The organism is Neobacillus sp. PS2-9, assembly GCF_030915525.1.
In the GTDB taxonomy this organism is placed as follows: Bacteria; Bacillota; Bacilli; order Bacillales; family Cytobacillaceae; genus Neobacillus.
The window spans coordinates 1275648-1293327 of record NZ_CP133269.1 but is presented as its reverse complement, the minus strand read 5'-3'; the positions used below and the strand labels follow the sequence as shown (position 1 = coordinate 1293327).

Sequence of the window (17680 nt, the reverse complement as noted above, 5' to 3'; positions counted from 1 at the left end):
CAATAAAGATATCATTGTAAAAAAGGAGCGAACAGAATGATTTACCCTTATAAAGATAAGTATCCATTAATCGCTGAGTCAGCGTTTATTGCCGATTATGTAACGATTACTGGTGATGTTGAAATTGGTGAGCAGTCCAGTGTTTGGTTTAACTCGGTCATTAGAGGGGATGTTGCCCCCACCCGAATTGGCAATAAGGTAAATATCCAAGATAACTCTATCTTACACCAAAGCCCTAATAACCCGCTAATTTTAGAGGATGAAGTAACCATCGGTCATCAGGTTATCCTTCACAGCTGCATCATTAGAAAACGAGCTTTAATTGGCATGGGCTCCATTATCCTCGATCAAGCGGAAATTGGTGAAGGTGCCTTTATAGGTGCAGGCAGCCTTGTTCCTCAAGGTAAAAAAATTCCTCCTAATACCTTAGCATTTGGCAGACCAGCAAAAGTTATTAGAGAATTAACAGAAGAAGATATAAAAGATATGACAAGAATCTATACAGAATATGCAGAAAAGGCCCAATATTATAAGTCACTTCAATCATAAATTTTAAAAATAGGCTGCGTTAAAGAACAGTGTTGATATTTACACCCTGTTGATTGGAGCGGAAGGCACGAAGACTCCTGTGGGAGTATGGTTCAGGGGAGACCCCGCAGGCGCTAGCGCCGAGGAGGCTCGCCGAAACACCCACGGAAAGCGAAGTGCCTGGAGCGGAAATCAACAGGCAAGTTTAACAGAGCCTAAAAATAAAAAGAGGCTGACTCAATGCTCAAGAGTCAGCCTCTAAATATTAATGTTTTAGTGATTCTAATACTTTTTTCTGTGCAAAGTCACGTTGAAAAGAATAAACATCTTCAACGTACACTTGATGCCACACCATAAACATAAGAACCGTCCAAATCTTACGGCTGTTGTCCGCCTTACCTTGACAGTGGTCTTCAAGCAATTGCAATACATACGCTTTATTGATTAAATGATCCGTATTACTTTCACGGATTATTTTTTTCGCCCAATCGTTCATCTCATTTTTTAGCCAATGACGAATTGGAACAGGGAATCCAAGCTTCTTACGGTTAAGAACATGCTCTGGAACAACACCTTCAGCTGCCTTGCGCAAGATATACTTTGTTGTGCCATTAGCAGTTTTCAAGCTTGTCGGAATTTTAGATGCCACTTCAAAAACGGCCTTATCTAAGAAAGGGACACGAAGCTCTAACGAATGAGCCATAGTCATTTTATCCGCTTTTAGAAGAATATCTCCGCGCATCCATGTATGGATATCAATATACTGCATTCGATCCACTGGATCATATCCTCTCGATTCTGCATAAAGAGGATTAGTAATGTCTGTATACTTTAGTCCTTCATGATACACATTCAATAAATCACGTTTTTCTTCTTCGGTGAACATCTTGGCATTTCCGATGTAACGCTCTTCCATAGGAGTTACACCACGCTCAATGAAGCTCTTTCCTTTAGTGCCTTCTGGCATCATATTGGCAATTCCTTTGAGAAGGACTTTCCCTACTCGAGGAATTTTGTTGAAAATCTCTAAATCTTGTGGCTCACGGTAGATGTTATAGCCGCCAAATAATTCATCAGCGCCCTCACCTGAGAGAACAACGGTTACGTGTTTTCTCGCTTCGCGAGCAACAAAGTAAAGTGGTACGCAGGCAGGATCTGCTAGGGGGTCATCCATATGCCACATAATTTTTGGAATTTCATTCATATATTCATCAGGAGTAATCACATAGCTGATATTTTCTACACCCAGTTTCTCCGCTGTTTCTTTTGCCACATCAATTTCACTGAAGCCATTGTGTTCAAAACCAACAGAGAAGGTTTTAATGGCAGGATGAAACTCTTTCGCAATAGAAGCAATTATAGACGAATCGATTCCACCAGATAGGAAGGAACCTACTGGTACATCACTACGCATATGCTTTTCGACTGAATCGAATAAAATATCACGAATTTCTTTTGTAAAGTCACTCTCTGATTTTTGAACAGGACTAAAATGTGCCTTCCAATAGCGCTTAATTTCCATTGGTGAGCCAATTTTTTTTGTAAAATAATGACCTGGCTCAAGCTTTTTAATCCCTTCTGATAAGGTATTGGGTTCAGGAACAAATTGATACGTTAAATAATGCTGAAGAGAATCATAGTCTAAAACATCATTTTCAAGTGCAAGCAAGATACTTTTCTTTTCTGAAGCAAAGAAGGTTTTCTCACCGTCTTCTAAATAAAAGAATGGTTTGATACCGAACGGATCACGGGCACCAAATAATCTTTGCTCTTGTTTATCCCAAATGATAAAAGCAAACATTCCACGCAGCTTTTCCACTGCTTTCTCTTTTAAATGACTGTATAAGGCAATAATAACCTCAGTATCAGAGCTCGTTGCAAACGAAAGGCCTTCTTTTACCAATTCCTCACGAAGCTCGACATAGTTATAAACTTCACCATTAAAAATAATCCAGTAACGTTCGTTTTCATATGTTAATGGCTGATGTCCACTCTCAATATCAATAATACTTAAACGGCGAAATCCAAATTGAATATGTTCGTCATAATAAAAACCATCATCATCCGGTCCACGATGGGTAATGATATCGTTCATATTTTTAAATAGTTGTTTTTGTTCATCACTAAAGTTTTGTGTTTTGTCGTGTACACAACCGATAAAACCACACATTATGTACCTCACCTACTCCAATCTAAATTAAACATTCTCTAAAAAACATCTCTATAATACTACCACTTTTTTATTAAAATAACACTGTGAACTTATAGGTAATTTTCGTACTATCATTTTTCACTTCTTTAGACCTACTTAAACATTTTATTCCAATAACCAATTACGTACCAACCATTTAGACGAAAAAAGAAAAAGAGAGTTACATTTAAAATGCAACTCCCTTCTATTAGGGTATTCGCTTGAGGGCGAATGATTTTTAGTGATTTGCTGCTTGTTCTTTTAATGTGTCTGCTTTGTCTGTACGCTCCCAAGGAAGATCCACATCTGTACGGCCAAAATGTCCGTAAGCTGCTGTCTGCTTGTAGATAGGACGGCGAAGGTTCAACATGTTAATGATACCAGCTGGGCGTAGATCAAAGTTTTGTTCTACTAAATCAACTAATACATCTTCACTTACTTTGCCAGTGCCAAACGTATCAACAGAAATGGAAACCGGTCTTGCTACACCGATTGCGTAAGCAAGTTGAACTTCACACTTCTCAGCAAGTCCTGCAGCAACAATATTCTTTGCTACATAACGTGCTGCATAAGCGGCAGAACGGTCAACCTTTGTAGGATCCTTACCAGAGAATGCGCCACCGCCGTGACGTGCATAGCCACCGTAAGTATCAACAATGATTTTACGGCCTGTTAAACCAGCATCCCCTTGTGGTCCGCCGATAACGAAACGGCCTGTTGGGTTAATGAAGTATTTTGTATTTTCATCGATTAATTCTTGTGGAACAACCGGATTGATCACATACTCTTTCAGATTACGTTGAATCTGTTCTAATGTAACTTCAGGGTGGTGTTGAGTAGAAATAACGATTGTATCAATACGAACTGGTTTATCGTTCTCATCATATTCAACTGTTACTTGTGTCTTTCCATCTGGACGTAGGTAAGGAAGTAGCTCTTCTTTACGAACTTCTGTTAAACGGCGTGCAAGCTTGTGCGCAAGGGAAATTGGAAGCGGCATAAGCTCCTTTGTTTCATTACATGCGAAACCAAACATTAAACCTTGGTCGCCTGCACCAATTGCTTCAATTTGCTCATCTGACATTTGGCCTTCACGAGCTTCAAGCGCTTGGTCAACACCCATCGCGATGTCAGGAGACTGTTCATCGATAGAAGTTAAAACTGCACATGTTTCGGAGTCAAATCCGTATTTTGCACGATTGTAACCAATGCTTTTAATTGTTTCACGAACAATTTTTGGAATGTCCACGTAAGTTGAAGTAGTAATCTCGCCAGCAACCAAAACTAAACCAGTTGTAACTGAAGTTTCAGCAGCAACACGTGCATTAGCATCTTTTGCTAAAATAGCATCTAAAATGGAATCAGAAATTTGGTCACAGATCTTATCGGGATGACCTTCAGTTACTGATTCAGAAGTGAACAAACGACGTTTTGTTGACATCTGAATTCCTCCTATATAGTGAGATAAGTGAGGTTATCTGTGTGGGTATGTAATGACCTTGCCGTTTAACCTCGGATTGATACGGAACTCATTCCCTTAGTAGTATGAAATAAATACAGGGTTTTTATTAATTAAACAATATTCTGCAATAACCCCATAGAAAATTCTAACGATGGAATAAATAGAAGCGATTATATAGCACGAAATCATTTGCAAACAAAAAACCTTTCCATCTCTGAGGAAAGGTTGATAGCAAAAGTTTTGCGCGCCTTTCACTCTTATCGTTCAAGGCTAGGCCTTGCTTCAGGTTTAGCACCTTTGCCCGAAAATAATAATAGAAGAAAACCTACTACTATCTTGCTTTCGTTTGCAGGTTGCTGGGTTTCATTGGGCCTGTCCCTCCACCAGCTCGGGATAAGAGAGTATCCGTTCAAGGGTAAATAATAACCTACACTGTCGAACAATGTCAATGCATTTTTCAAGAAATTTAAATTTAATCCATACAACCTATTTTTCATTAATTAGTATAGATTATTTGAATAAATGTGTTATACTTTTTATTAAATTATTACCATTAAAAACATGGAAAAAGGAAGGTTGCAGTAGATGAATTCTGTTCATATTCCCAATGACTTAAAACAAATGTTATCAGAAAGTAATGTCCACGTGCAATTATCAGTTCCCCAGTTAGTAGAAAAGATCTTATGTCGTAACGAAGGTTCTTTAACTTCGACTGGCGCTGTAAGCGTTTCAACTGGTAAATATACAGGCCGCTCACCTCAAGATAAATTCGTTGTGATGGAAGAGTCCACAAAGGATAAGATTGCTTGGGGTTCGTTGAATCAACCTATATCTGAAGAAATATTTACGAAACTTTATCAAAAAGTCCTAAATTATTTAAAACAACAAGAAGAGATTTTTGTGTTTAAAGGATTTGCAGGGGCAGATAAAAAATCCCGATTGCCTATCCAAGTAGTGAATGAATTTGCCTGGCACAATCTTTTTGTTCATCAACTATTTATACGTCCATCAGAGGATGAACTTTTATCGCATGACCCAGGATTTACGGTAATTTCAGCACCTAATTTTAAGGCAGATCCTAAGGTCGACGGAACCAATTCAGAAACCTTTATCATCATCTCATTTGAACGCCGCATTGTTCTCATCGGTGGGACTGAATATGCAGGTGAAATGAAAAAGTCCATTTTTTCCGTAATGAATTACTTATTACCGGAAAACAATATTTTCTCCATGCACTGTTCTGCAAATGTAGGAATTGAGGGAGATGTCGCTCTATTCTTTGGTCTATCAGGAACAGGAAAAACTACTTTATCCGCTGATCCAAATCGCCGTTTGATTGGTGATGATGAGCACGGTTGGTCATCAAACGGTGTCTTTAATATCGAGGGAGGGTGCTATGCGAAATGCATCAATCTTTCTAGGGAAAAAGAGCCGCAAATATTTGATGCCATTCGGTTTGGAACTGTTCTTGAAAATGTAACGCTTAACCTGGAATCGCGGGTCCCTGATTATGATGACGGAACGTTAACAGAGAATACTAGGGCAGCATATCCAATTGATGCCATTGATAATATTGCCAAACCAAGTATTGCCGGACACCCAAATACAATTGTCTTCTTAACTGCAGACGCGTTCGGGGTATTACCTCCTATCTCAAAATTAACAAAAGAACAGGCTATGTATCACTTTTTAAGTGGGTATACGTCTAAGCTTGCCGGTACCGAACGTGGTGTAACCTCACCTGAGGCAACGTTCTCAACCTGCTTTGGTGCACCATTTTTACCGCTTCCTGCTACTCGCTATGCTGACATGCTCGGTGAAAAAATTCTTGAGCATAATGCGAACGTATTCCTTGTGAATACAGGCTGGACTGGCGGAGAATATGGAATTGGAAGCAGAATGAAGCTCGCTTACACAAGAGCCATGATTCAAGCGGCACTTGAAGGGGAATTAAACCATGTTGAGACAACGAAAGATGAAATCTTCGGTTTAAATATTCCACTTCATATTGCCGGTGTTCCTGATGAAGTATTACAGCCAAGTAAAACATGGTCAGATCCAGATGCCTATGAAAAGAAAGCAAAAGAACTTGCAGCAAAGTTCCGCGAAAACTTCAGAAAATTCACGGATGTATCCGTTGAAATTGAAGAAAAAGGCGGTCCAATAGCCTAATAAGAAAAGCGCAAGCGCCTTGATCAGCCCCGACAGGCAAATGTTCTTCTGCAAAAAAGTCGCTCTTTGACTTTTATTGCAGAAGGTTATTTGACCCGAGGGGCTAGGCGCTGGAGCTGGACAATTCTCGAAGTCGAATTTTAACTTTCCTATAATGTGTGAAAAGCCCATATCATTCATTTGATATGGGCTTTCTAACTTCTACAGCCTCCGAATGTTTTAACACGCTAAATCGGTATTTGCCGCTCTTTTTAATTTGAAAATCACCTGTATATAAAGAAACCTTTCTACCGTCAGTTGTTGTGTAGTCTGTTTTGTCTTTAAATGTAAAGGTAGTCACTTCAGCATTTTCTATTTGAAATAACTCTAGTTCAATTTCAGTTGGAAGATTGTCACCTTCAACTTCAATCACAGCATCCTCATAAAAACCAGCGTATAAATCTTCTTGTGAGATCATTAAAGTAGAATTCCCTATTTTAATATAAGGTTCCTTCACATAAATGGAGAATGTACCTACCTTTTTATTTCCAGCAGTAAAGGTAAGGTTGTATACGCCAGAATCAGTAAATGGCTCGAAACTTGTCATGGCATGGCCATCAGACCCATACATGCCACCAGATATCACGGTTGTTGCTAGATGTTCCTTTACACCTGTTTTCACATGAACAGCATCCACTTTAAGCGGTTTATTGGCAAAATCCTTCTGGTAGTCTCCCCATAAATAAATCATGATTTTTGATACTGAGCGCTTATCTTTCGCAATCCATTCGGTTGGTGCCAACAAACTGACTTTATTAGGAATGCCGTAATTGCTGTCTACATAATGTGGACCGTTCTCATCCATCAGCGCAAAGAAGTCCCCCTGCTCTACTTGATTACTCGTTTCCCCTTTTGAGCCTGTTCGAATAGCATCGTTTTCCTTGCTACTTGAAAAATATAGAATCGGGGCAATTAGAATCAAGACAAATACAGCAGCCCATGCAGCAAATCTTTGAAAATTAAATTGGTTGCGCTGTTTACGACTGCCGGACTCACCAAGAACTTTTAACATTTCTGTCCTCTGCCTCGTGTTTAACTCATGTTTAGGGAAATCCGCCATCACTTTAAGTAGTTCTTTATCCGATAATTGACTCAAACTGCTCCCCCTCCTTAAGTCGATCATTTAGTTTTTTGACAGCTCGGTAAAAAGTCACGTTCACTTTATTTTCTGACCACCCAAGAACCTGACCCGCTTCCTGTGAAGACAACTCACTAATGCCTCTAAGTAGGATGACATCTCGATAGTTGGGTTTTAGAGCATTAATTGCCTCATATAAATGGGTATATTCCATTTTTTTAACTACTTTCTCTTCAGCCCCTTGTTCCCGAAGTTCGGGTGCTTCGAGATTTATCAATTGTTTCAATCTGTTCCAGCCCGATTTCTTTCGGTAAAAATCAATAGCAGTATTGCGCGCTATGGAGATCAGCCATGTTTTGGGGCTGGATTCATTTTTAAAACGGTTTATAGCTCTAATCGCCCGCAAGAATGTCTCTTGGACCAAGTCCTCTACATCGGTGGTACCCGTATAATATACGAGATAATTTGTGACATCCTTTTCGTAGTCGATGAACCATTTCTCTATTTGATGGGTCCGTTCCAACCAAATTCCCCCTTTCTCTGTCTACCATTTGTTGTTAACTACTAATAAGACGTACCTTCCAAACTTTTTCTTACACTTTTTTCAAAAAAAAAAAGCAGGTAACTTTTTACCCGCTTAATTCGTAGAGTTTAAGGAAACTAATTGATATGTAATAGTGGTATTGCCTTGCTGCCACTCCACTTTCTTGATTATAGCTGTCCCGCTTGAATCGCTGTCCATCGTTTTTCTCACATCAATGGGAATGTCAATCGGATAGAGTCTGTAGCCTTCTTTTTCCATTACAAAAAGATTTTCCTCCACCCTTTTCTCTCTACCTTTTGTTACAATCATCGTATTTAACTCAAGGGGCATACCCATAGCAATCCGCTCCTCTGCTTGTATTAATTGTATTTTATCATCTTTTGCCTTGCCTTTTCATCCACTTTGTGGCATCTTCCACGACTTTTCTATTTACTGCAGGTGGAAAATAGTGTGTAAACTCATCAAAATACCAACATTCGACTGCTTTGTTTAAGCCCCTAAGCCGCCTCTCTAATCGATAGGAGTGCTCAACGGTGACGTTGTGATCGTTCACACCGTGAATGATCAGTACTGGGGCCGTAAGTTGTTCCAATTGGTAAAGTGGAGTCCTTTCCTGATAACGTGCAGGATATTTTTCAGGCGTCCCACCAATAACCCGTTTCATCATTTTTCGTAAATCAAGGCGCTCCATATAGGTTAATGACATATCACTGACCCCACCCCAGGTGACTACAGATGCTGCCTCTGGAAAATTTATGCCTGTCAGAAGGGCCATAACACCGCCGCGCGAAAAACCAAAAATATGGATTTGACGGACTCTAGGTAGTGATTTTAACAGTGAAAAAGCAGAAAAAGCGTCTTCCCGGTCTTCCCCTGCAAAATCTTCATTCCCTTCGCCACCTTGATTGCCACGATAATAAGGAGCAAAAACGATAAAACCCTCAGCCGCAAACTGAGCAATTCGGGCTGGCCTTACTTTTCCCACATTTTTTATTCCTCCACGTAAATAAAGCAGTCCATCATATACTCCTTCTTCAACCGGCTCAGCCAGCATCCCTTTTACGCGTAAACCACCAGATAGGTAGGTAATCACCCTTAATTCCACTTTTGGATTTGGAGATGGAAAGCGATAGCTCTCAAGTATTTTTCCATTATTGTCATTGTTCATTTCAATTCTTCCCTTGTATATTAAGAAATTATTTGTTCCTAGGCATTCACACATTTTTCTCAACTTCATACGATATCTTAGGCAATTAGCCCAGATTCCTTTACGGAAATAAGGAGGTTTTTTTGTATGAAAAAATGGATAAGATTCAGTTTCTCCTTTCTTCTTATCGGTATACTTATGATTTCATTAGCCGCTTGTAATAATGATTCCACGAATGAACCAAAGAAACTAGAAAAGGTTCGTATTGCAGAAGTGACACGTTCCATTTTCTATGCCCCTCAATATGTTGCCCTATCTAAAGGATTTTTTAAAGAGGAAGGCTTGGACGTCACACTGGCAACGACAGCTGGCGGTGACAAGACGATGACGGCCTTACTTTCTGGAGGGGCAGATATTGCACTAGTCGGCTCGGAAACATCCATTTATGTCTACGCTCAAGGGGCTAATGACCCAGTAATCAATTTTGCCCAACTCACCCAGACAGATGGCACTTTCCTTGTTTCAAGAGACAAAATTGACAATTTCTCTTGGGATTTACTAAAAGGAAAAACCTTTTTAGGTCAGCGCAAAGGCGGTATGCCTCAAATGGTTGGTGAGTTCGTTCTTAAGAAACATGGAATCGATCCACAAAAGGATTTAAATCTCATCCAAAACATCGATTTTGCCAATATTGCGAATGCTTTTGCCTCTGGCACAGGTGAGTTCGTTCAGCTATTTGAACCAACAGCGAGCATTTTTGAAAAAGAGGGTAAAGGTCACATTGTTGCTTCCTTCGGTAAAGAATCCGGCCATGTCCCTTATACAACATTCATGACCAAGGAAAGCTACTTGAAAGAACATAAGAGTACGGTTGAAAAATTCACGAGAGCCATTTATAAAGCCCAGCAATGGGTAGAATCCCACAGTGCCGAAGAAATTGCTAAGGCCGTAGAACCATACTTCCCTGACACAGATTTTGAGATTATGAAAACCGTTGTTGACCGTTATAAAAGCCAAGGCTCCTTTGCCACAGATCCTATCCTAGACGAAGAAGAATGGAATAATCTCCAAAACATTATGAACGAAGCTGGCGAGCTTCCAAAAGAGGTGGATCATAAAACCCTAGTGAATACGGAAATCGCTTCAAAAGTAATCAAAAAATAATAGGATAGGGAGGCCGTCCATATGAGTTTTTTAACCATTCAAGATGTCCAGCACATATATTTTACCAAAGCTAATGCCACCACGGCCCTCTCCGATATTTCACTAACAGTTGAGGAAGGAGAATTTATCTCCCTCCTCGGCCCTAGTGGCTGTGGAAAAACCACCTTGCTATCGATCATATCCAGTTTACTTAAACCGACACAAGGAACGATATTGTTAGAGGGTCAACCCGTTTCAACCGCTAAAAATGAAATTGGCTACATGCTTCAGCAGGATTATTTGTTCCCTTGGAAAACGATTGAGGAAAATATCTTGATCGGGCTGATATTATCCAATCAGTTAAATAAACAAACGAGAGCAAGTACCTTAGACTTACTTGAGCAAATTGGCTTAAGTGGAGTGGAGAAGCAACTCCCTAAGCAATTATCTGGCGGCATGCGACAGAGGGTCGCCCTTGTTCGGACACTAGCGACACAACCAAAACTGCTTATGCTTGATGAACCTTTTTCTGCACTTGATTATCAAACAAAGCTTAAACTTGAGGACCTGGTTTCACGAACATTAAAAACCTTTGGTAAAACAGCCATTCTTGTTACCCATGATATTGGCGAAGCCATTGCGATGAGTGATCGTGTCTATTTGCTCTCACCAAGTCCTGGAAGGATTTACAAGACGTTTGAAATGCCTGAGGAGTTAAAAAGGCTGTCACCCTTTGAAGCAAGGAATCATGAATTGTATCCAGATATCTTTCAAATGATATGGAAGGAGTTGGAATCTCTTGAACCAGAACAAGAATAAGGTAGCACTCCTCCATAAAAAGTACATTCATACTTTAAAAATTGAACAAAGATGGATCCGATTTTATCAAGCTGTTATTTTTATCGCCTTTTTCTCTAGTTGGGAACTATCCAGTCAAAAGCAATGGATCGATCCATTGATCTTTAGTTCCCCATCTAAAATATGGAATTTATTTTTAGATAAAATCCAAGATGGTTCATTACTATCCAATTTAGGTGTCACCTTAACGGAGACCATTTGTGGATTTATTCTTGGAACCTTATTAGGAACCATACTGGCTGCCGTCCTTTGGTGGTCACCTAGGATACAAAAGATCCTCGATCCCTATTTGGTTATTTTAAATGCTATGCCCAAAGTAGCACTGGGACCGATATTAATTGTAGCCTTGAGCCCTGGGTATCCTTCTATCATTGCCATGGGTGCGATCATCTCTATCATCATTACCACTATTGTAGTGTATACGTCCTTTAAGGAGGTAGACCCCAACTACTTAAAGGTATTGCAAACATTTGGGGCATCACGTCTTCAGTGCTTTAAGGAAGCTATTTTACCTGCAAGCTTTCCGACGATGATTTCTACTTTAAAAGTAAATGTCGGTCTATCCTGGGTAGGTGTTATTGTTGGAGAATTTCTTGTTTCTTCCCGTGGACTTGGATACATGATTATCTACGGTTTCCAAGTGTTTAATTTTACACTGGTATTCTTATCACTTTTAGTGATTGCTGTAGTTGCCACGCTTATGTATCAGTTGGTTGAATTGTTGGAAAAGAAACTAATCAAAGAGTAGTGGATTGCGGAGAGGCTTCCACTATTCTTTTGATTTTTGGTTAATATGATGGATACATTCTTCAATGACTTGATCCTTCATAATAAAACTAAACTGATTTCCCATTCTTAATTCCAATACATCTCCCTCGAGCATGACAGGCCCATTTGTTTCATGATAGTTGTTCGTCCTATCCATTTCTTTTACTTGTCCCCAAAAAACTGCTTTAACAAATGAACTGTTTTGATCGCTCACTTTATACTCTGCAACAAATTGTAGTTGTCCCAAAATGGCACCTGTTTCTTCAAAGGTCTCTCTTCTTGCTGCTTCTTCAAGGGTTTCAAAGGGTTCTACTTTTCCACCAGGAAATTCGAGGCCTCTTTTCTTATGATTCGTTAAAAGCCACTTGTCCCCTTGCTGGCAGATAACCAGTACATGTTTGGCCTCTTCTTTAAAGGCTTTTTGTTTGAAATCAAGTTCTACTTTATTTCTATTCTGATCGAAAAACTGTATCATTAAAAAACCGCCCTATTTTTTCAATATACTTTTATTATAAGCGAAAAAAGAGACTGACTCAAAAACTAAGGAGTCAGCCTGTTACTTGCCATTATTCTTGTTTAGGTAAGATATTCATACTATCAATATGATTTTTTGCCTCGTCATCGCCTAATTTGTGGAGCATTCCATATACTCTCTGAATAGTTTGATCATACGCATCGTTTTCTCTGTCATAATGATACTGAACATAAGGAACATGGGCTCTAAAAAAGTTCTGCCACTCAGTGGAGTAATTTTCATCAAACAGTTCGCGCAGCTGGGTTATTTCTTCATCGTCAGCTTGAATTTTATAACTCCATGTCGAGCTAGTGGCACTTTGTGAAATTTCACCCGTTCCAACATCTATATAATACGTTTTCTTTTGCTCACTCATCAATGTCATCCCCTTTTACCTATAGTAGTCCACAAATGAGAAAAATTTATTCTTTTTCAAATTTCGACTTTTTTTTAGATATGAATACGCTATAATGAGCATACAATCAAGAAAACAGATTTTTCAGTCAATTTTTTCCAAGGGTTTATTTTATCTTAATATGGGAATTCAATAAGTTATGAATGTAAATGATTATTCTAAGGAGGTGTGGCAATTGAAATTGGTCGATGAGTTATATGAAATGTATCGAAATAAGCTAACTGGTGACGAAGAGGATATTGATATGCTTACATTTGCCTTTTTAGAAGAAATGACACATGAAGATCTTCTAGCCTTAATTCAAGAAATGGATAAACAAGAACTGTATGATTTAATGGGGCTTTACTTAATAGAAAGTCTTAAAGGGAAATTTGCACAGGAAGAATATGGGCAACTTCGCACAAATACTTATTATCCTAGAAATATTCATTGATTGTACATACCATTGGAAAATCAGATTAAGGAGGCTGTCCAATCAGCTTCCTTTTTAATTGTTTTTTATCAATAAAGGTCTATTCATGATACAATGGGAGAAGAACAAGGAGTCAAGGAGGCCATAGCTTTGTATACGGTATTTGTCGTTTGTATTGTCATTGTCATTGTTGTTTTACTATTAGCTGTAGTAACCACTTCCAAGGCCTATTCCTATAAACATACAATCGATTCTTTAGAAGAAAATGCTCATATTGACCACCTGAATAAACAAGAGAGTAATCAGGAAAATAAGCCGAAATAAAGAGGTTGACCCGAGTCAGCCTCTTTATATTTTTTATGCAAATACCTGTTTTAAATCCTCTTTACTTTGCTCAAGCCAGAAACGCATTAAGCGTTTTGCACCTTCTAAATCATGCAGTTTTGCTTGACCGCATTGTCTTTCATTTGCAGCAGGGATATCAATGATTTCAACTGCATCCTTCATAGTATCCTCAAGAAGATCGATAATCTCCTCTACCGTTGGTTCACCGCTTACCACTAGGTAATATCCTGTTTGGCAGCCCATTGGTGAGATGTCAATAATATCAAAGTGATCGTACTTCTCTGAATGCTTGCGAATATTAAACGCAAGCAAGTGCTCCAATGTATGAATCGCATCTGGTTTCATAGCTTGCTTGTTTGGCTGGCAAAAACGAATATCATATTTATTTACAATCCCGTCACTACCTACCTTATGAACACCACAATGTCTTACATAAGGGGCTTTAACAGCATTATGATCTAAATCAAAGCTTTCAACTGAAGGCATTAAGAATCACTCCTTTTATAATCTACCTACTACTATACCGCAAAAACCAAGTTTTTTCATCTACTTAGTACAGTTAAGCATTTAGACGTACATTATAAAATATGGTATGTTTACATTAATCGTAATTAGGGAGTGAAAGCCGTGTTGAAAAAAATTTTTATTTCATTCATTCGTTTTTACCAAATTGTAATTTCACCCATCAAACCACCAACATGCCGCTTCTATCCCACATGTTCTCATTACGGTTTAGAGGCTATTCAACGGTTTGGTGCCTTCAAGGGCGGCTGGCTTACCATCAAACGGATAGTAAAGTGTCATCCTTTTCATCCAGGAGGCTTAGATCCTGTTCCTGATAAAGAGAAGCATTAATTTTTGTACCCATCGACAACTAAATCTAGTTTTCCTGTTTTCGGATCAATGACTAAGCCATGAACCGGAACATCCTTCGGCATTAATGGATGGTTTTTAATAATGCTTACACTATTTTCTACGCTCTCTGTTACATTATCAAAACCATGCAACCATTGTTTAATATCAATCCCAGAATATGTAAGTATATTGAACGTTTCCTCAGAAACCCCCCGCTCCTTCATATTCTCAATCACAGGTTCTGCCTTCATACCACTCATTCCACAATCATGGTGAGCTATTACTAAAACCTCCTGCGCTTTTAATTGATATAAAGCGATGAGAATACTCCTCATAATACTTCCATACGGATGTGAGACAATTGCTCCTGCATTTTTAACAATCTTCGCATCCCCATTACCTAAGTTTAAAGCCTTAGGCAATAATTCCAATAAACGTGTATCCATACAAGTAAGGATGACCATTTTTTTATTTGGGAATTTGGTTGTTTCATATTTCTCATATTCATGTTTTTCGACAAATTGATGATTAAACTCTAAAATTTCATTTAATATTGTTGATTTTTCCATTAATAATCCCACCCTTCTATCTAAGCATACATAATATGCCTAGTTTGAAACAAATATTATACTTGCATTTATAGTTTTTTTTTTGTAAGATACTAGAGGAAATCGGAATCGTTCCGTATTATACACTATTTTTTCTTATTACTATTCTAAATTTTTTTTGACAAACAAATCGTAATAAATCCGATTTAAATATAGGATGAGGAGTTTTTATGAAAAAAATTATTCTACTACTTTCTCTGTTGTTGCTATTAACACTTATTTTATCTGCATGTTCTGACGGTACCCAACCGTCACAATCAAAAAAAGACAAATTAACGATTTATACAACGGTTTTCCCCTTGCAATATTTTACAGAACGGATTGGAGGTAACTTGGTCGATGTAAAAACCATTTATCCACCAGGTGCCGATGAACATACTTTTGAGCCATCCCAAAAAGATATGATGAATTTGGCTGATTCAGACTTATTATTCTATATTGGACTTGGACTTGAAGGCTTTGTAGAAAAGGCAGAAGGTACATTAAAAAATGAAAATGTAAAGTTGGTGTCTGTTGCGGATCAACTTCAACTGCCAAAGGAAGATAGCACTCTTCACGAAGAAGAGACAGACGACCATGAGCACCATGGTGATGTTAACCCACATGTATGGCTTGATCCTATCTATTCAAAGGAAATGGCAGCCGTAATTCGTGATAGATTAACTAAAGAAATGCCGAAAAATAAAGACCTTTTTGAGGCCAATTATCAAAAGCTGGCAACTGAACTAGATGAACTCAATACCCAATATCAGCAGACGATTTCAACTGCAAAACATAAAAAAATAATCGTTACCCATGCTGCATTTGGTTACTGGGAAAAACGGTATGGGATTGAACAAATTAGTATTTCCGGACTTTCAACAACGAATGAACCTACACAAAAAGAACTTGAAAAAATAATCTCAATTGCTGATCATGACGGCTTACACTATATTCTTTTCGAACAAAATGTCCAATCGAAACTAGGAAGAGTCGTTCAAAAGGAAATTGGAGCAAGAGCATTGCCGATTCACAACCTTGCTATCCTGACCAAAGACAACATCAAGAACAAGGAAACCTATTTTACTTTAATGTCTAAAAATCTAGAATCATTAAAAACTGCACTGAATAACTAATGGTCTATCTCCCGATTCCTTCGGGAGGTTTTTTTTATATGAATAGAAATATTTACATATTCCTCCTTAACATGTAAACAATACATTCATACGTGTTTAACTAGAGAGGGAGATTCACATGGAAGATTTATTAATCGCAAGGAGTCTATTTGGAACAACGATGGGCTTCCATATTATCTTTGCTACTATTGGGGTTGGATTACCTTTTATGATTTTGACTGCAGAGCTCATTTATCAAAAGACCAAGGATATTGAGTATGTTGTTATGGCTAAAAGATGGACAAAAGCATTCGCCGTTCTTCTCGGTGTAGGCATTCCTACCGGTACCATCGCCGGGGTCCAACTGTCCTTGCTATGGCCCGGGTTCATGGAAGTGATTGGAAAGGTAATGGCATTACCCTTTCAAATTGAGATTTATGCTTTCTTCATAGAGGCCTTATTTATGTCCATCTATGTCTATGCCGCAGAGCGCATTGCCCCATGGATGAGAATTACGAGTTTACTCCTCGTTGCCATTGGAGCAATGGGGTCAGCTGTATTGATTACCAATGTCCATGCCTTCGAAGGGACACCAGCAGGTTTTAATATCGTCAATGGAAAGATTGTAGATGTAGATCCATGGGCAGCTTTCTTTAATCCAAGTTTTTTCGTAACCGCCGGTCATGTAGCACTATCTGCTTATACAACAGGGGCCTTCATTGTAGCAACGGTTTCAGCATACAAAATGCTAAAAGCAGATCGTTCTTCAAGAGTTTATCAATTCCATCAAAAAGCCTTGATGCTGAGTCTTATCGTTGGCGGCCTTTTTTCCTTATTAACTGCTCTTAATGGGCATGAATCTGCCCAACTTCTTCATGAATACCAACCAGAGAAGCTGGCGGCTGCTGAAGGATTATTTGAAACTCAGTCCCATGCACCACTTGCGATTGGTGGAATTACAGATCGAGAAACAGAGACCATAAAAGGGGCGATTGAAATCCCATGGGCACTAAGTTTTTTAGCTGGAAATAGTTTTAATACCGTTGTTAAAGGGTTACACGATTTCCCTAAAGAACACTGGCCGCCACTGTTTGTTCATACCCTGTTTAATGGAATGGTAGGTATCGGTTCCCTACTCATACTCCTTTCCTTTGTTGGACTTGCATGGAAACGAGTATTTAAAAAAGACCACTTTCCGAAATGGTTAATGTGGCTCTACGTGCTTTCTGGCCCTTTGGCGGTTTTAGGAATTGAATTTGGTTGGGTCTTTGCTTGTACAGGAAGGCAGCCATGGACTATTTATCATGTGCTTTCTACGAAGGATTCCGTCACTACTGCAACCAATTTGGGAATATTATTCATCCTGTTTGCGATTGTCTATGCGATTTTAGCCTTTTCAGTTCTATTTGTCCTTCGGTATTATTTCAAGAAAAATAGCGTTATTGATGACCTAAACCGTGCAGACCAAAAAGGAGTACCACTGTTTAGTTCAAATTCATAAGAAGGT

At 38.8% G+C, this 17680-nt stretch carries 20 protein-coding genes and 1 riboswitch; of the genes, 10 read left to right on the top strand and 10 right to left on the bottom strand.

Annotated features, from left to right (window positions below):
- The first annotated feature begins 36 nt into the window (after positions 1-36).
- Positions 37-549: a gamma carbonic anhydrase gene (locus RCG25_RS06370; protein ID WP_308082826.1), complete on the top strand. Its 513-nt coding sequence runs from the start codon at positions 37-39 to the stop codon at positions 547-549.
- 244 nt (positions 550-793) lie between these two features.
- Here the strand turns inward: RCG25_RS06370 and asnB are convergent, their stop codons facing one another.
- On the bottom strand, positions 794-2698 hold the full coding sequence (gene asnB / locus RCG25_RS06365) for an asparagine synthase (glutamine-hydrolyzing) (protein ID WP_308082825.1): 1905 nt from the start codon (positions 2696-2698) through the stop codon (positions 794-796).
- Positions 2699-2957: 259 nt separating this feature from the next.
- Entirely contained in the window at positions 2958-4160 is a 1203-nt protein-coding gene (gene metK, locus RCG25_RS06360; RefSeq protein WP_308082824.1) for a methionine adenosyltransferase, read from the bottom strand.
- Positions 4161-4435: 275 nt separating this feature from the next.
- Positions 4436-4581, bottom strand: a riboswitch (SAM riboswitch).
- Positions 4582-4766: 185 nt separating this feature from the next.
- Between metK and pckA the strand changes: the two genes are divergently transcribed.
- On the top strand, positions 4767-6353 hold the full coding sequence (gene pckA / locus RCG25_RS06355; protein ID WP_308082823.1) for a phosphoenolpyruvate carboxykinase (ATP): 1587 nt from the start codon (positions 4767-4769) through the stop codon (positions 6351-6353).
- Between the two features lie 172 nt (positions 6354-6525).
- On the opposite strand, the gene RCG25_RS06350 is transcribed toward pckA, so the two are convergent.
- From RCG25_RS06350 to RCG25_RS06335, 4 genes are all read right to left on the bottom strand, one after another.
- Entirely contained in the window at positions 6526-7488 is a 963-nt protein-coding gene (locus tag RCG25_RS06350) for a hypothetical protein (protein WP_308082822.1), read from the bottom strand.
- Positions 7469-7993, bottom strand: coding sequence for an RNA polymerase sigma factor (locus RCG25_RS06345; RefSeq protein WP_308082821.1), 525 nt, complete (start codon positions 7991-7993; stop codon positions 7469-7471). The genes RCG25_RS06350 and RCG25_RS06345 overlap by 20 nt, the downstream gene beginning before the upstream one ends.
- 114 nt (positions 7994-8107) lie before the next feature.
- Complete coding sequence (locus RCG25_RS06340; RefSeq protein ID WP_308082820.1) at positions 8108-8350, bottom strand: DUF2584 domain-containing protein; 243 nt, start codon at positions 8348-8350, stop codon at positions 8108-8110.
- Between the two features lie 37 nt (positions 8351-8387).
- Complete coding sequence (locus tag RCG25_RS06335; protein ID WP_308082819.1) at positions 8388-9182, bottom strand: alpha/beta hydrolase family protein; 795 nt, start codon at positions 9180-9182, stop codon at positions 8388-8390.
- Between the two features lie 126 nt (positions 9183-9308).
- Between RCG25_RS06335 and RCG25_RS06330 the strand changes: the two genes are divergently transcribed.
- The 3 genes from RCG25_RS06330 to RCG25_RS06320 are packed head-to-tail and all read left to right on the top strand — an operon-like array spanning position 9309 to position 11910.
- On the top strand, positions 9309-10325 hold the full coding sequence (locus tag RCG25_RS06330; RefSeq protein ID WP_308082818.1) for an ABC transporter substrate-binding protein: 1017 nt from the start codon (positions 9309-9311) through the stop codon (positions 10323-10325).
- A 21-nt stretch (positions 10326-10346) separates the two neighbouring features.
- Positions 10347-11123, top strand: coding sequence for an ABC transporter ATP-binding protein (locus RCG25_RS06325; RefSeq protein ID WP_308082817.1), 777 nt, complete (start codon positions 10347-10349; stop codon positions 11121-11123).
- Positions 11104-11910 carry an ABC transporter permease gene (locus RCG25_RS06320; RefSeq protein WP_308082816.1) on the top strand — a complete coding sequence of 269 codons (807 nt, stop codon included), beginning with the start codon at positions 11104-11106 and terminating at the stop codon, positions 11908-11910. Before RCG25_RS06325 ends, RCG25_RS06320 begins: the two co-directional genes overlap by 20 nt.
- Positions 11911-11931: 21 nt before the next feature.
- Here RCG25_RS06320 and ytkD read toward each other — a convergent pair whose 3' ends face one another.
- On the bottom strand, positions 11932-12405 hold the full coding sequence (gene ytkD, locus RCG25_RS06315; protein WP_308082815.1) for an RNA deprotection pyrophosphohydrolase: 474 nt from the start codon (positions 12403-12405) through the stop codon (positions 11932-11934).
- 91 nt (positions 12406-12496) lie between these two features.
- Positions 12497-12820: a hydrolase gene (locus tag RCG25_RS06310; RefSeq protein WP_308082814.1), complete on the bottom strand. Its 324-nt coding sequence runs from the start codon at positions 12818-12820 to the stop codon at positions 12497-12499.
- Positions 12821-13034: 214 nt separating this feature from the next.
- Between RCG25_RS06310 and RCG25_RS06305 the strand changes: the two genes are divergently transcribed.
- Together RCG25_RS06305 and ytzI are read left to right on the top strand one after the other, a co-directional pair.
- Positions 13035-13292 carry a DUF6154 family protein gene (locus tag RCG25_RS06305; protein WP_308082813.1) on the top strand — a complete coding sequence of 86 codons (258 nt, stop codon included), beginning with the start codon at positions 13035-13037 and terminating at the stop codon, positions 13290-13292.
- Between the two features lie 129 nt (positions 13293-13421).
- Positions 13422-13595, top strand: a complete 174-nt coding sequence (gene ytzI / locus RCG25_RS06300) for a YtzI protein (RefSeq protein WP_308082812.1) — start codon at positions 13422-13424, stop codon at positions 13593-13595.
- 33 nt (positions 13596-13628) lie between these two features.
- Here the strand turns inward: ytzI and RCG25_RS06295 are convergent, their stop codons facing one another.
- Positions 13629-14102: an S-ribosylhomocysteine lyase gene (locus tag RCG25_RS06295; protein ID WP_308082811.1), complete on the bottom strand. Its 474-nt coding sequence runs from the start codon at positions 14100-14102 to the stop codon at positions 13629-13631.
- A gap of 141 nt (positions 14103-14243) precedes the next feature.
- Here RCG25_RS06295 and yidD point away from each other — a divergent pair, with 141 nt between their 5' ends.
- Positions 14244-14471, top strand: coding sequence for a membrane protein insertion efficiency factor YidD (yidD, locus tag RCG25_RS06290; protein WP_308082810.1), 228 nt, complete (start codon positions 14244-14246; stop codon positions 14469-14471).
- On the opposite strand, the gene RCG25_RS06285 is transcribed toward yidD, so the two are convergent.
- Positions 14468-15040 (bottom strand): beta-class carbonic anhydrase, encoded by a 573-nt coding sequence (locus tag RCG25_RS06285; protein WP_308082809.1) that lies wholly within the window; start codon positions 15038-15040, stop codon positions 14468-14470. The two genes, yidD and RCG25_RS06285, sit on opposite strands and share 4 nt — an antisense overlap.
- Positions 15041-15249: 209 nt before the next feature.
- On the opposite strand from RCG25_RS06285, the gene RCG25_RS06280 reads away from it, so the two are divergent.
- Together RCG25_RS06280 and RCG25_RS06275 are read left to right on the top strand one after the other, a co-directional pair.
- Positions 15250-16194, top strand: coding sequence for a metal ABC transporter solute-binding protein, Zn/Mn family (locus RCG25_RS06280; RefSeq protein WP_308082808.1), 945 nt, complete (start codon positions 15250-15252; stop codon positions 16192-16194).
- 118 nt (positions 16195-16312) lie between these two features.
- Positions 16313-17674, top strand: a complete 1362-nt coding sequence (locus RCG25_RS06275) for a cytochrome ubiquinol oxidase subunit I (RefSeq protein WP_308082806.1) — start codon at positions 16313-16315, stop codon at positions 17672-17674.
- The last annotated feature ends 6 nt before the right edge of the window (positions 17675-17680 follow it).